Genomic DNA, 14,842 nt, shown 5'->3' on the forward strand with positions numbered 1-14,842 from the left:
AGGAGTATGAAACAATTTATAGCAATTTTTATGACATTGTGTTTAATGTTAGCAATTTCCAGTAATAATGTTTGGGCATCAGAAGAGTATATATGGCGAGGAGAAACAATCATGCCTAAAGCGATGAATTTCGGAGGCTCTTGTGCGGTAAAAGATAAAATTTATTTAATTGGAGGATTTTCATCAGTTATAGATGATGCCGTACGAATTTATGATACCAAAACTAATACATGGACTAAAGGCAAATCAATGCCTACAGCAAGGTACCATTTAACCGCTTCGGTAGTAGGAGATAAAATATATGTAATTGGAGGAATTAATTCAGCAGGTTATGTTAATACTGTAGAAATATACGATACCCAAACCGATACATGGACTACTGGTAAATCCATACCTACAGCAATATTTGGATTAACTTCATCAGTAGTGGGTAATAAAATATATGTAATTGGTGGAGGCAGTTCAACAGGTTATGTTAATACTGTAGAAATATATGATCCGAAAACCGATATGTGGACTAAAGGCAAATCAATGCCTACAGCAAGGGGTCACTTAACATCTTCGGTAGTAGGAGATAAAATTTATGTAATTGGAGGTTACATTCCAGAGGCGGCACTTAATACTGTAGAAATATATAATCCGAAAACCGATACATGGGCTACGGGAAAGCCCATGTCTACAGCAAGACGTTACTTAACTTCATCTGCAGTAGGTAATAAAATATATGCAATTGGTGGATATGGTTCAGAAGTACTTAATACTGTGGAAATATATGATCCAGAAACCGATACATGGGCTACGGGTAATTCTATGCCTATTGCAAAGTGTAATTTAACTTCTTCAGTAGTGGGTAGTAAAATATATGTAATTGGTGGATCTAATGCTAGTGGATCGGTTTTTACTATCGAATCTTTACAAGTTGAAAGTACGGAAATAAACAACTTATTGTTATCGGTATTACTTAAGGTTACAGAAACTGTTCAATGTAGCACCTCGTATAATTTAGATAATACGAAGCACTATATATGGAGTTCTTCTGATGACGATATTGCCACTGTTGATGCAAAGGGTAAAGTAACAGCAGTATCTGAAGGTAAAGCAGATATATATGTGCAGAATACCGATGCAAGCTTTAAGGAACATATATCTATAAAGGTAATTAAAGGTAATTAAAGGTAATTAAAGGTAATTAAAGGTTTAGCTATTGTTAAAGCTGAACTAGATGGCCAGGCATATCAAATATATGTTAGAGTAAATGGATAGCAATTATGGAGTAGGGTATACAAACCCTACTCTTTTCAATTAAAGTTACTATACTTAACAACTGATTAAATGTGGAAATTGAGACTTTATGTAATATTAAAATGTATGGTATAAGAATAAATCGGATGAATTGATTAAAAGTTTACAGAAGATAAACTCTTGAATACAAATTAAATGGAATAAGAGTAGGCTTCTTCTGCTTCCCGGACAAGGGTACCCATTAAATCTTTTACTTTAACAATCTTATCAATTCGGTGTGCATTTGATCCGGAAAAAACGAGCCCTTCGTCGATGTTTCCGTTTACAGCATTAATAAGAGCTTGGGAAATGCAATAAGCGGCCTGCTGAGCTTTACAAGCCTTCATACAACCGGAGCAGCTTTCTATGTTTAGAGGGGTTGATTCTAACTGCTCGATGAAGGTGTTTTTTAATGCTCTCCCTGGCATGCCTACGGGACTTTTTATCAGCTTTATATCTCCGTCTTTAGCGTTTAGAATGGCATTTTTGAAATTGATGTGCGCATCACATTCTTCTGTTGCAATGAATCTTGTAGCAATTTGAACTGCTGAAGCTCCAAGGCTTAAATATTTGGCGATGTCTTGCCCGGTGAAAATACCTCCTGCGGCTACGATAGGAATCTTTTTGCCGTATTTTTTTTCGTAAGGTTGAATTACTTCGAAGACCTCTGGAATGATATGGTCGAGATTCGGCGTGATTTCTAAGGTTAATTCTTCCATGCTATAACCCAAATGTCCCCCAGCATCCGGGCCTTCCACAACAATAAAATCGGGAATCCGATTATATTTTTTATCCCACAATTTACAGATGACAGAGGCAGTTCTACTGGAAGAAGCCATAGGTGCTATTTTGGTTTTAGAACCTTGTACGATTGCCGGAAGCCTGGTGGGAAGTCCTGCACCGGAGATGATGATATCGATTCCCTCGTCCACTGCTGTTTCTGCAAGTTTTTCATAGTTGTTCATGGCTACCAAAAAATTAACACCGAGTATTCCCTGAGGACTTAATTCCCTTGCACGTCTTATTTCTCTGATAAGTGCCCTAGTATTTGCTTCTAAAGTATTCGTTTCAAAATCTGGTTCTGAGAATCCGATTTGTACGCCGGAAATGATCCCGATACCACCTTCATTTGCAACTGCTGCTGCTAGGTTTGACCGAGAAATTCCAATGCCCATGCCACCTTGTATAATTGGAATACGAGCAGTTAAATCGTCTATAACTAAAGATGTTAATTTCATATGACCCTCCGTTCAATAGTTTTGCTATAAGTATGTGAAAATAATTTTGTTTTTTAAACAGTAATATAATTACCAAAACCACATTACACAATATTGTAATTATATCACATGATTTGAACACGTCAATAAGCCGAGGATAAAAAATTAAATTTGTGATAACAAACACATTTGATTAAAGTTACTATACTTAATAACTGATTAAATGTGGAAATTGATTAAACATACATTTTAATATTACATAAAGTCTCAACGAGGTAGTACGTTGAAAACTAAACATTGATAGTTAGAAAATTATATAGTATTCTGATAAAGGAAGAAAAGTAAAATTTTACTAGGAGGCGTTAAATTGAAAAAAGAATTTGGTATAGGTTCCCTATCTCTTGTATTGTTTATCCTGGCTATTTTATGGTCAGCAAGTATAAAAAAAATTTTTTGTTTAGGTGACATTGTTTTGAATTCAGTTAATTTACCATCATGGTCTAATGGCAACATGGGTACACACTATACTATGTTTTATGCTATTGTATTTTTAATACCAGCAATTATAGTTGGGCATAAATTTCCTAATCATATTTTTGCAAAGGCTGGAAAAATTGTCTCTATTGCCTGGTTATGTATTCTTTTGTTCAGTGTGCTATTTATCGTATAGATATAATTTGCCAGACTATAGGTTGAATTTAGTCAGACAAACTAAAATTCTGTTAGGTAGGGTCTAATTTTCCACTACAAATTAGAATTTGACTAAGAATTGAGGAAGATTATTTATATACTATTCATTGCAGGGTGTAAAAGAAGATTAAGCGCTCCTTCGCATCGTTAAGATTTTTAGAATCTTTGACGATATATAATTTACTGGCATGGTTAGTTATATCTGCCAAAAACTTTAAGGAAAGGAGCGTAATTATAATGTCAATATCAATTACTGGTTATCGTAATACTCTTTTAAACACATCGGTTACGCAGAAGTCTTCTCAACTATCATCAAACGAAAAATGGGAATTAACGGATTCCTTAAAAGATAAAATAACACAATTGGCACAGGAAGATGCAAAAGATGCTGTATATATGGGAAAACAGTATAAGTCATTACTCAAAAGTGAGGTGGCAAAGGTTTCACCTGATAGAGCAGCAGCAATGGCAAAAGCCACGTCAATGATGAATAGCGATGAAAATATAGAAAGTTATAAGGAAATGCGTGAAGCAGATGAAAGATTGCTGTGTATGCTGTTTCACTTACCGTATAAGGCACAATTTGAAACTGGAGCATTAGGAACTGGAGCTCATATATTTGATGAAAATAATGATGAAATTGCTACCTTTACCCCTGGAGTTGGATGGCAGACCCGTTCTTCAAAAGGGGAGCAGACAGTTTATGACAGTATGAAATTTGCTTACTACGATGCATATCATGAAGCTCGCATAGCTTTAAAAGCTGGGGAGACATCAACCACTAGCCAGACGTTAAATCTGCAAGCATAAACGTGAAGTTTAACCCAATTAATACAATTTATGAACCAATAAACTACTAACGATCAATATGAGTTAGTAGTTTTTTATTTTAACGCTAAATTAGCTGACTAGTATAAACCATATAAAAACTGAATTATAAAAACTAAAACTTAATGAAAGGAAGGTGATATTTCTTCATGTTTAATATTAGAATGTTTGAGGACATACTCCGTGAGCAAGTTAGAAGAAAGGAGCTGTCAGTTCATACGATGGATGGCTATTTAAGATGCATTAGGAAGCTAGAAAAAGTTGCAGGCAATAGAGATGGACCACCTGCGGTAATCCTGGAAGAATCAATCAATAAACTTTGCCTGGGAAATAAACAGCTGGCCAAATATATCACAGCAGTAAAAAAATATGAAAGAGATGTTTTAAACAGCTCACAGCTTTTACTATATGGAGAACCCCTTATAAGACTTAGAAAAAAGCAACAGACAACTTTAAAAGGCAAAAAACTATCTTATACAGAAACTATATACAACCATAAAATCAATGCTTTAAAAGATGTAAAACTAAAGCTGGCATTACGGCTGCAGAAGCAATCAGGTCTGCGGATTTCTGAAATATCGGATTTAACTAAATCTGATATTTTTTTTGATGAAAATGATAGGAACATAAAACTGAGAGTACGAAATGGTAAAGGCAGAAAAGCAAGAGATGTCCATGTCATGCACGATGAATATCTATTTGACCATTTGAAAGCATTAATAGAGCCGCTAGAAAATAGTGAAAAAGCTTTTTATACAGTAGCATATTTAAAAAAGCAGGCAGGAGAACATGATATGGAAACACATGATTTCCGGCGTATAAATGCAAGGCAGCGGTTTAGAGAAGAAATTACTGAAGGCGAGGGAAAGCGGAAAGCACGATCTGCGGTAAGCAGGGAGCTTGGACACAGCAAGCCTAAGATTACAAATTTGTATCTAGGAGATGAGTGGGATGACGGAGGTGAAGAAGATGAGCAAGGTTAAACTGGACAAAGGTGATCAGCAACTGGAAATGGTGGGAAATAATATCATAGCTTTTTTTAAAGGAATTGCAGCTGGAACTAAAAGAATAATTAAAGAACAAGACAAAATGTTGTTGTTTGTGTTAGTCACTCTTATCTCAGGAGTGATTTTTTATTTGAGGTATTCAATAGCAGAATATCTTGTTCCCAATACAGGAATTCATATTTTGAAGATAGTACTGCTTTTATCACCAGCATTTCCTTTAATCATTCTGTATGAACTTGGAAGTAAAAAGCAGGAGAATACGGAGGATGAGTTTCAAACAAAATTTGCAACCATAAAATTCTGTAGCAAAAATGGCAGCTATCCAGTACTTAAAAATAAGCAGGAGGATAATAAAAAAATAATTTATACCTTTTATTCCAATGGAATCAGCTTATATGAATGGCGAAGTAGAAAATGGGAATTAGAAAATGTCCTAGATTGTAACATAGAAAATATTGAAAATCCAAAAGAATCTAAACAAGTAGTCCTATTAACCGTTGTACCAACAAAGATGGGATTTGAATCCAAAATATGTTGGGAAGATGATTTCATTGATGAAAAAGATTTTAAACTTTGTATTGGAAAGGGACTTCTCAATTACGTTTATATTGATCTGAATACAAATGCACACGCACTTATTGCTGGAACTACGGGATCAGGGAAATCAGTAATTCTTAAATGTATGATATGGCAGTGCATCAAGAAAGGCGCTCAATTGTTTATGATAGATTTTAAAGGAGGGGTTGAATTTGGAAATAAATATGAACAATTTGGAGAGGTTGTAACAGAAAGGCAGCAGGCATTAGAGCTGCTTAAAAATCTAACCAGAGAAATGAATGCACGACTGGCTAAATTTAGAGAAAATGGAGTATTAAAAATTGTAGAATATAATGAATTGCATCCAGATAACCCTTTATGCAGAATTGTTATTGCCTGTGATGAAGTCTCAGAAATGCTTGACAAAACGGGGGTATCAAAATCGGAGCAGACAATTTTCAATGAAATAATAAAAGAGATGAACTCACTGGCTAGACTAGGACGTGCAGCGGGAATTAACATGCTTCTAGCAACACAAAGACCAGATGCAAACGTCATTCCCGGGCAGATTAAAAACAATCTTACACTTAGGATATGTGGGAGAATGGTTGATGAACATGCCTCTATAATGGTAGTAGGCAATACGGCAGCTCATAGGCTTCCCGATATAAAGGGAAGATTTGTTTATACTGTGGGAGCAGACATCTATGAATTTCAAGCATTTCTTTTTGAAGATAGTTTAATAAAGGGAAACTATCAAACTGGATCAATGCTTATTGAACAGGGGTATGAAGAAACTTCATGCAATGCCGAATTCTCAGATTATGATGAGGAAAAGGATTTGCTTGGTTATGAACCCGATTGGTCAGAGGAAGAATTTAAAGAGCTAGGGAGCTTTTAGAGAGAGGAGGAATCTGATTGATTTTTAAAACCAAAGAGAAAAAGAAGAAAGAGTCTGTCAGTAAGGAAAAAGAACATAAATCAGATAAGATATCAGTGATAAAAACGGATAAGTGGATGAAGATTGGTCGTATCATTTTGTGGACGGTCATTCTTTTTTTATTGCTGCGGGGAATTGCAAGCATACTGGCTCCGGGAAGCGAACAGCGCCTGGAACAGATTGTAACAGATTACCAAGCAGATGCAAAACTGCGGGAAACGGTCCAGGTAGAAGCGGCAGCCTTTGCTGAAGATTTTGCTTATGAATACTATACCTTTTCAGGAAAATTCAACAGTGACTACGAACAGCGGGTAAAAAGGTATCTGGCCAAAAATTTGGAGATAAAAAGCCCTTCTGCGGATCAGTATCAGACAATAGTAAATCTTGCAAGTGCCACAGAGATTACGTATGAAAGTTCTACGAATTTTGATGTGGATGTACACCTGCAGGTTACATATGTTCCTATGGCAGTGGGTGCAGAAAAAAAGCAGAAGGATATATATATTAGAGTACCAATCAATGCAGATAAAAAAGGAAACTATGCGGTCTCATCTATGCCAGCATATGTCCCCCAGATAAAGGCAGCAGCTATTGAACCAGTAGATACCTATAAAGGCGGACAGGTAGAAACAGGGGAAATACAGAAAATTAAAGAAACTTTAAATAGCTTTTTTACTGCATATTACAGCGGTACTTCCAACGAAATATCCTACTATTTAACGGCTGATAGTGAAATAAAAGATGTAGCAGCGGGGATGGTTACTTTTGAAAAGTTAGATTATGCTACGGTATGCAGAGATGAAGAAACAAATGAATATCTGGTAGATACCACATTAACAGTGCTGGATAACAAACAGCCTATGCAGCAGAGGTTATTTTTAAGGGTAGATTATGCTAAGAAACATTACTATATCAAATCAATTAATACAAGACCAGTTTAAGGAAAGAAAAGGAGGACAGACAAGTGGAGAAGAATACGTTAAATAAAAAAAATAAATCCATTTTAGGAAGAATAGAAATGGTGCTGCTTATGCTGACGGCGACTACTATTCCAGTATTTGCAGATATATCAAATGTAGGACAGAATCTTGGAGGCTGGGGGATGGAGCAAATCTGGTGGTTTGCTTTATGTGTTGTTGCCTTTGTTGTATTGAAATTTATTGTTAAGAAGGCATGGACCCCCTGCATTGTGTTTGTTTTGATAGGCGGGGCCGCACTTTTCCTTATAAAATATCCGGACAAATTGTCAGCCATAGGAGAAGTTATTTATAGAATTGCAACCAAATAAGGGAGGCTTATGATGGAGCATAAAGTTCTTAGAACCTACAATAAAATGTGGAAGTTTGAACGAAAAATATATGCCATCGATGATTTAAAACTTCCAATTCCAATTAACCCAGACGAAGTAGTATATTTTGTCATAGGACTTTTAATTACAATTGCCATACTTAAGGTACTGCCGTTTCTTAATGCAATACCTTTTATTGTGCGTTATCTAGCAGTACCTTATGGACTGATGAAGTTTCTAACCAAGAAAAAGTTTGACGGCAAGCTGCCCCATAAGTTTGTTATAGGATATATCGACTATATGGGTCTGCCTAAAAAAATTGCAAGATTTAAGTCCGTTGAAAGCTTCAAGCCAGGGTATTTTATGCCGGTAGTTTACAGGAGGCAGGAAGTGATAAACATAATGGACGAGATAACTAAAAAAAGTAAAAAAAGAGAGAGAGGAATGTAGTATGTATCAGTTCCCAGTAAAATATTATGAGGAAAATTTAATTTTTAATGAAAAGACTAACAGCTGCTGGGCATGTTATAAGGCGGTTGGCTTTAATTATGATTTTCTCTCTACAGACAGACAGATCTCGTGGCTGAACAGACTTACCCGGTTCATTGCAAACCTGGGTGTCGAGGCTAAGATTTTAATAATACCAGCGGTTCAGGATGTTAAGGAACATTATGATAGTCTAATTGAAGGATTAAAAGAAAGCGATCCTCTTTATGAATCTGCGGTAATCCATGCAAAAGGCACAGCCGGGTATCTGCTTGAAAAGGTTAAACATGAGGGCAACAGTGATAACTATGAAGTATATGTATTAGCAAAGATGGTAAAAAGAAATAATTTACCCAACATGCTTGATGAATTATTTAAAAGACCGTTAAAGGTACTGGAGGAGTTCTTTGCAGTAGAGCGGAGAGAAATATTACTGAGTGAAATAAAATATTTTCAGAATGCCCAGAGTACATGGTATAAAGAACAGAATAAAAGACTTGCTATGGAAAAGACAGATGAGAAAACCACCCAGTGGCTTTATAGGAGAATGTTCAGAAGAGGCATTGCAGAGCCGGTTAAGCTTAGAAAAAACAATAAAGGGGGTTACTGGAAGCCTGACAGGACTATAACATAAAAGATGGTGAAAAGGCCGTAAGACCTTTAAAAAGAGATATCCTGACACTTACTGAGGGGCTTGTTGAAGTGGCAGACCGCCACATAAAGATTACTAACAGCGATGGAAAAGTATCATACCAGACTTTTCTTACCATGTCACATATTCCTGATGGACTGGCTTTTCCAGGTGGTGAATGGCTGCTTCTACTTCAGGACTATCCTTTTGCTACAGAGGTGTGCCTGCATATAAAAATTATAGAATTTAGAGATTCTATGAGAAAGATATCAGGGAAAAGGCAGGAGATTAAAAGCCAGATAGAACATGTTGCGCAGAATGATAATGTGCCGGAAGAACTGTATGAGGCCTCTATGAGTGCAGATGATCTAGAATCTGAATTAAAGCGTAACCGAGATCCCCTTGCAGAAGTAACAATCAGTTTTTGTATTGCAGCGGATAACGAACTTGAAATGGACAATAATGCAAAAATTTTAAAGCAGCAGTACGACGATATGAATTTCATGATAGAAAGGCCACTTACCGACCAATTCAAACTTTTCATGGAGTTCATACCGGGGGCGGGAAGATACGTACATGATTACATAATGCCCCTTCCACCGCAGACTATAGCAGGAGCTATGTTTGCAGCAACTAAGATGGTAGGGGATTTAGATGGACCATATATCGGAACTACAGGACTTATAAATCACAACGTCTTTTTAAGCATGGCTCTTGCCTGCCTTAGAAACAGATCTGCATCCTCCTGTTTTTTAGGGACTCTTGGAGGTGGCAAGTCCTTTAATGCAAACCTTCTAGTTTATCTTAATGTACTTTATGGCGGTGCTGCACTGATTTTTGACCCCAAAGATGAGCGCGGAAAATGGGCAGAAGATATTCCCGAGCTAGCTGAGGTAACAAGCATTACAACATTAGGGACAGATGATGAAGATATAGGAAAACTTGATCCGTTTATTATTTATAAAGATGATATGAACGAAGCAGGTGAACTTGCACAGAACATTATCTGTGAACTTTTTCAACTTCAACCTAAAGATGATGATTATATTGCACTTTTGGAAGCTATAGACTGGGTTAAAAATAATCCCAAACCATGTATGTGTGCACTGGCTCAAAGACTTGATAATTTTCCTGAAAATGATTACCTGAGGGAAACGGCCATGAAACTGTCAAGAAAGATTAGTATTATAAGAAAATCAGGGATGGCAAAGCTGCTATTTGGAACAGGTGATGAAAAGGGCTTAAGCTTTGATAACAGGCTGAACATATTGCAGATCCAAAATCTGCAGATGCCTGATCCTCAGACCATAAAGGATGACTATACTCAGGAAGAAATCCTATCAACAGTTTTGATGCTTCCAATTGCAAGTTTTGCTAAGAAGTTTGCTATGTCAGATAAACGTATATTTAAGCTTGTTTTATTTGATGAATCATGGGCGTTATCAGCAACTCAGATGGGCATTAAGTTAATGAATTTCTTAGCAAGAATGGGAAGATCATTAAATGCCGGCTGTATCTTTATAGGGCACAGCGTAAATGATCTAAAGGGCGACGGAATCAAAAATGCCATTACATACAAATTCTGTTTTAAGACTACAGAAATTGACGAGGTGAAACGTGTATTAAAATTCCTAGACCTTGAAGAAACCGATGAAAATATTGATACAGTCATGAAGCTTGGAAATGGAGAATGCTTATTTCAAGACCTTGATGGACGGGTTGGGATACTTCAATTCGATGCTGTATATGAGCATCTTATTAAAGCTTTTGATACCAATCCTAATCAGGACGCAGCGTGAGGAAGTGATGTGATGCATAAAAAAGTAATCATGAGACTAACCTTGCTTTTAATCATAGTTATATCAGTATCTGCAGTCACTGTTTATGCAGCAGATGATGATTTATATAAAAACTTAGAGGAGACTGCCCAGCAGAGCAAAGATGACTACTTTATTAAGTATAGGGATCATTACGGGATTGATACAGAAGAAATGTCCATCTTTAAAGATACAGGAAGTGTTGTATTTAAGAATCTATATAGCTTTAACTTTTTTCTGCAGAAGCTGCTGGCGACACTTACAATAGCTGTCTTTTCATTTTCGCTTTCAGCAGATATTTCACCAATATTTGCTGAAATTATAGAACCTTTTATAATTGCCATGAAAAGCAGCTTATGGGATAGCTTAGCCGTATATGCAATTGCTTTTGCAGCATTTTTACTGCTTTTAAAAATGGCGCAGAGAAGAATGATACAAGCATTATCAAGTTTTATTGGGATTGTATTGATTGTTGTTATGGCATTTATATTTTACGCCTATCCTATTCAGATGTTAAAAGCTGTGGATACGGTAACATGTGGAGTGTCTGATGCAGTTATGGAAGGCCCCTATAAGACTACGGTAGGAGGAAATGCATCGGATGCAAAAGGAAAAGCATCATCGCTCTGCTGGAATCTGTTTGTACATAAATCCTGGCAGGTATTGGAATTTGGAAATATCAGCACAGCTAAAAAGTATGAAGCCGATATACTTAAACTGGAACCAGATTCTGAAGAAAGAAAAGAACTCATTAAACAACTTGCAGAATCGGAAGGATTATTTTCTAAAAGCTTTGGATATCAATTATCTAGACTGGCAACTTCAGTCATATTGTTTTTATTTAATATTTTGCTTATGGCTGTAATACTTATTTTTGCTGTACTAATTATTGGTTTTAGATTATTACTTTTAGTTTATTTGCTGCTTGGTGTTTTTGTATTTTTAGCATCTTTATTACCAAACTTTGGACTTATATTAGTGCAAAGATGGGGGATGCGTATTGTAAGTATCTCTTTTACAAGAGTAATAATTGTATTTTTCCTAAGTGTAACCCTTATTTTGATGGATGTAATATACAAATTTGTTGATGAATATGGATTGCTTATAATTATGTTTTTAATGTTTGTTGCTACGGTTGCTCTATGGCTGGAACGCCATAGAATACTTGAGCTGTTTTATATGTACAATAGCACGGGTGGACAGATGCCTCAAATGCTAAATAAGGGCATTGAGGCTGATTGGAACATCATGTCGGCCGCACGTACCACAAAACAGAAAGTTCAAAATCAAGATTTTAATCAGATTGGTGAAAAATTAAAAGTTCCGGGTCAGTATCTTAAAACAAAAGGAGAGCAGTTAATAGCCTTTAAAGATTCAAAAGTAGAACAAGCAGGGAATTTTAGACAGAATGTAAAAGAGAATGTTGTGTCATCAAAAGAGGTTTTAGAAAATCAATATAGCTATTTAAAGTCTAAAGCAGGAGCTTATGACTCATTTGTAAATAGAACAGAAAAAGTAAGAGCTTCAGGGGCAGGTAATTTTGATACGAAAGATATCATCAAGATGACCCAGCTCATGAACCGTATTAATAAGCAAGGACTTAGCACCAATGATATAGTTTATGATGGCAAAGATTTTTCACTTAGAACAGAAGAAAAGGTTAAACGACCCCAGTCTTTGGGCAGCGTAACTATGGAAAAGGCGGCCGATTTGGCAGGTAAGGTTAGAACTCCTAAAAAAGTTAAACTTGAGGAATATAAAACTACTTTCGGAGAAGAAAAGGGTGAAGAACTCTACTATAACATGGTAGAAAAATACGGGAAAGGAGTGGTGGATTCTGTTTCACCATCGGTGGAGCAGAATAATCAGAAAGGTAAGGATACAATAAGTAAAACAAAAGTAGAAAAAGATAAAAAATTAAACTATGCGGAAGTTATAAAGCAGCTTCAAAAAAAATCAGAGGAGCAGAAGCAGAAAAAACAACCTGAATCAGTAAAACTACGTAAAGGTGATAAACAGCATGGAAAACAATAGAAAACGCCCTAAAAAGAAGAAGAAGATAGTTAAAAGGGCGGTCATTGTTATTGGCATACCTGTTCTTATCATAATCATCGCTTTTAGTGCCATGCTTACGATATTGGCAAGCTTTATGCCGTCAGCGGCAGTAAGCATGGTGGATGACTATAAAAAAGCAGCAGAGCTGGCAGGCTGCACCTGGCAGGAACTAGTTGTTTATGATACGGTACGCTTCCACAATGATTTGGAGGATGTAAACCCCTATTTGTCTGCTGTAGATTTTATGAAAATGTACTATGAAATATATAAGTATGTTGAGACAGAGGATGGGGGGTATTGGACTTTGGTATCCAGTGGAACTTTGATCACTCCTGAGAGTATATGGAGATGGCTTAGAATACCCAAGGATAGTGATATAAATGCGGTGCTTGAAGCTGCGGGGAAATATGCAAGGCCTGAGTTTGTTGTACAGTTTAGTCCGAAAGAACTGGATGACTTAATCATTGAGAAAAAGTTTACGGAAGAACAGATTGAATGGGTCGACATGCTTATGACTTCAGGGGCATTGGATGAAATGTTTGGGGATGTGCATGATCTGCCGGATTATATTGATTCTGCGGGAACCGGATATTTTGGATGGCCTGCTCCAGCATTACATAATATTACCTCTAAGTTTGCAGTTGCAAGAAAACACCCGGTATTTGGTATAACTAGGGCACATAACGGCGTGGATATCAGCGGACCTGGAGCAATGGGTTCACCAGTATGCGCTATTGATGATGGTGTTGTCATATCCGTCAATCTAAATGGCGGAGAGCGTGGCATAAACGTAAGAGTGCAGCATAACATCGGTGATGATGTATGGGTTTCCCGTTACCAGCATTTATCCGCTGCTAAAGCTACAGTGGGGCAGAAGGTTACAAAAGGAACCGTTATAGGTGCTGTAGGAAACAGCGGGATAGGAACTGGGCCGCATCTGCACCTGGAACTTACATATAACGGTGTGCTCATAGATCCGCTGCCACTAATAAAATAGTATATAAATATTGTGTAAAAGGAGGAAGTATGGAGAATACAGTGGCGATGATCTTGAAACTTATTTTTGTTATATGTTCAATAATTCTTCTAATATTGTTTGTTCCAGCGGTTATAGAAGGAATAAGAAAATATATAAGAAAAGAAGTAAAATGGATAAGCCTAATTATATTTATATTGTTTAGGATGTTTATAATTACTAGTGCAGAATTAGTTCTATGGAAAATATTCTTTACTAGGTAATAATAAATTTGCAGGCTATACAGTTTGAAGGCAACCATAAATTTGATATAATTATTCTATTATATTAAAGGAGTAATTATTATGTATCAAAATAAGCAAAAAGCTGGAGGATGGATAACAGCATTTATATTTGGCTATATGACTTCAAGTACGGCAGGAAAATTTATAACAGAAAATATAGTACAGAAAATCACTTATGTTATATTCACTGATTCTGAAATGAATTTAGGAAATTTAGTAAAGAAAGTTTTGAAGTTATTAAATTGTGATAACGAAGATGCACAAATGGAAACTATATGTATCTTACTATCTATCTTGGTTTTTGTAGCTATTTGCATGTTGAGATTTCCAGCGTTTAGCCTAGCAGTTAAAATAAAAAGTTTGTTATAGTAAATAATATGTGGAGGTGATTAGAATATTTAACGTTATTATGGCTATAGGAAATGCCGAGAATGTACAAAAAATGTAGAAATATGTCGAAGTAGAACAAATTTTGATGTTTTTTCTACTTTTATGTAAGAAGAAATATAACTCTTTAAATTGCATATTTCTACATATAACCATAAAATTATACATAAAGGGCGACTAAAATAACTATTGGATTTGTAATATGAAAGAAAAAGAGGTGAAAAATGAAATTAAGGAGTATCAAGATTAAAAATATTATATTATTATTTTTTTTCCTTTTATGCCCATACATATATACGCGTATACTACATTTAATTGAATTAAATTTTTATAGTTCTTTTATTAGCTTACTTTTTTGTGAAACTATTGTTTTTATGTTTTTTTTATTTTTATCTAACATTACTCATAGAACTTATGT

At 35.8% G+C, this 14,842-nt stretch carries 15 protein-coding genes; 14 read left to right on the plus strand and 1 reads right to left on the minus strand.

Translation table 11 applies throughout. From position 1 onward, the window contains the following. Positions 1-6 precede the first annotated feature (6 nt). On the plus strand, positions 7-1,173 hold the full coding sequence (locus RTW14_RS06445; RefSeq protein ID WP_312648882.1) for a Kelch repeat-containing protein: 1,167 nt from the start codon (positions 7-9) through the stop codon (positions 1,171-1,173). Positions 1,174-1,433: 260 nt separating this feature from the next. Here RTW14_RS06445 and RTW14_RS06450 read toward each other — a convergent pair whose 3' ends face one another. Continuing rightward, positions 1,434-2,519 (minus strand): NAD(P)H-dependent flavin oxidoreductase, encoded by a 1,086-nt coding sequence (locus tag RTW14_RS06450; protein ID WP_312648883.1) that lies wholly within the window; start codon positions 2,517-2,519, stop codon positions 1,434-1,436. Between the two features lie 346 nt (positions 2,520-2,865). Between RTW14_RS06450 and RTW14_RS06455 the strand changes: the two genes are divergently transcribed. The 13 genes from RTW14_RS06455 to RTW14_RS06515 all read left to right on the plus strand — a co-directional run bounded on the left by RTW14_RS06455 (position 2,866) and on the right by RTW14_RS06515 (position 14,406). Beyond that, positions 2,866-3,168 carry a hypothetical protein gene (locus RTW14_RS06455; protein ID WP_312648884.1) on the plus strand — a complete coding sequence of 101 codons (303 nt, stop codon included), beginning with the start codon at positions 2,866-2,868 and terminating at the stop codon, positions 3,166-3,168. A gap of 257 nt (positions 3,169-3,425) precedes the next feature. Continuing rightward, positions 3,426-3,998, plus strand: coding sequence for a hypothetical protein (locus tag RTW14_RS06460; RefSeq protein ID WP_312648885.1), 573 nt, complete (start codon positions 3,426-3,428; stop codon positions 3,996-3,998). A gap of 167 nt (positions 3,999-4,165) precedes the next feature. After that, positions 4,166-4,999 (plus strand): tyrosine-type recombinase/integrase, encoded by an 834-nt coding sequence (locus RTW14_RS06465; RefSeq protein ID WP_312648886.1) that lies wholly within the window; start codon positions 4,166-4,168, stop codon positions 4,997-4,999. Beyond that, entirely contained in the window at positions 4,986-6,461 is a 1,476-nt protein-coding gene (locus RTW14_RS06470) for a helicase HerA-like domain-containing protein (protein WP_312648887.1), read from the plus strand. Before RTW14_RS06465 ends, RTW14_RS06470 begins: the two co-directional genes overlap by 14 nt. Positions 6,462-6,478: 17 nt before the next feature. Next, positions 6,479-7,441 carry a conjugal transfer protein gene (locus RTW14_RS06475; RefSeq protein WP_312648888.1) on the plus strand — a complete coding sequence of 321 codons (963 nt, stop codon included), beginning with the start codon at positions 6,479-6,481 and terminating at the stop codon, positions 7,439-7,441. Between the two features lie 23 nt (positions 7,442-7,464). After that, positions 7,465-7,788 carry a TcpD family membrane protein gene (locus tag RTW14_RS06480; protein ID WP_312648889.1) on the plus strand — a complete coding sequence of 108 codons (324 nt, stop codon included), beginning with the start codon at positions 7,465-7,467 and terminating at the stop codon, positions 7,786-7,788. 12 nt (positions 7,789-7,800) lie between these two features. Continuing rightward, positions 7,801-8,238, plus strand: a complete 438-nt coding sequence (locus tag RTW14_RS06485) for a TcpE family conjugal transfer membrane protein (RefSeq protein WP_312648890.1) — start codon at positions 7,801-7,803, stop codon at positions 8,236-8,238. Position 8,239: 1 nt separating this feature from the next. Then, complete coding sequence (locus RTW14_RS06490) at positions 8,240-8,908, plus strand: hypothetical protein (RefSeq protein ID WP_312648891.1); 669 nt, start codon at positions 8,240-8,242, stop codon at positions 8,906-8,908. Positions 8,909-8,976: 68 nt separating this feature from the next. Next, the gene (locus tag RTW14_RS06495) at positions 8,977-10,704 is read left to right on the plus strand and encodes an ATP-binding protein (RefSeq protein ID WP_312648892.1); all 1,728 of its coding nucleotides are present in this window, start codon (positions 8,977-8,979) and stop codon (positions 10,702-10,704) included. 12 nt (positions 10,705-10,716) lie between these two features. After that, on the plus strand, positions 10,717-12,756 hold the full coding sequence (locus tag RTW14_RS06500; RefSeq protein ID WP_312648893.1) for a CD3337/EF1877 family mobilome membrane protein: 2,040 nt from the start codon (positions 10,717-10,719) through the stop codon (positions 12,754-12,756). Next, positions 12,743-13,774 carry a M23 family metallopeptidase gene (locus RTW14_RS06505; protein ID WP_312648894.1) on the plus strand — a complete coding sequence of 344 codons (1,032 nt, stop codon included), beginning with the start codon at positions 12,743-12,745 and terminating at the stop codon, positions 13,772-13,774. The genes RTW14_RS06500 and RTW14_RS06505 overlap by 14 nt, the downstream gene beginning before the upstream one ends. A gap of 29 nt (positions 13,775-13,803) precedes the next feature. Further along, positions 13,804-14,016, plus strand: coding sequence for a hypothetical protein (locus tag RTW14_RS06510; protein WP_312648895.1), 213 nt, complete (start codon positions 13,804-13,806; stop codon positions 14,014-14,016). Between the two features lie 81 nt (positions 14,017-14,097). Beyond that, the gene (locus tag RTW14_RS06515) at positions 14,098-14,406 is read left to right on the plus strand and encodes a hypothetical protein (RefSeq protein ID WP_312648896.1); all 309 of its coding nucleotides are present in this window, start codon (positions 14,098-14,100) and stop codon (positions 14,404-14,406) included. Positions 14,407-14,842: the final 436 nt, after the last annotated feature.

This window comes from Aminipila sp., assembly GCF_032051575.1.
Taxonomy (GTDB): Bacteria; Bacillota; Clostridia; order Peptostreptococcales; family Anaerovoracaceae; genus Aminipila.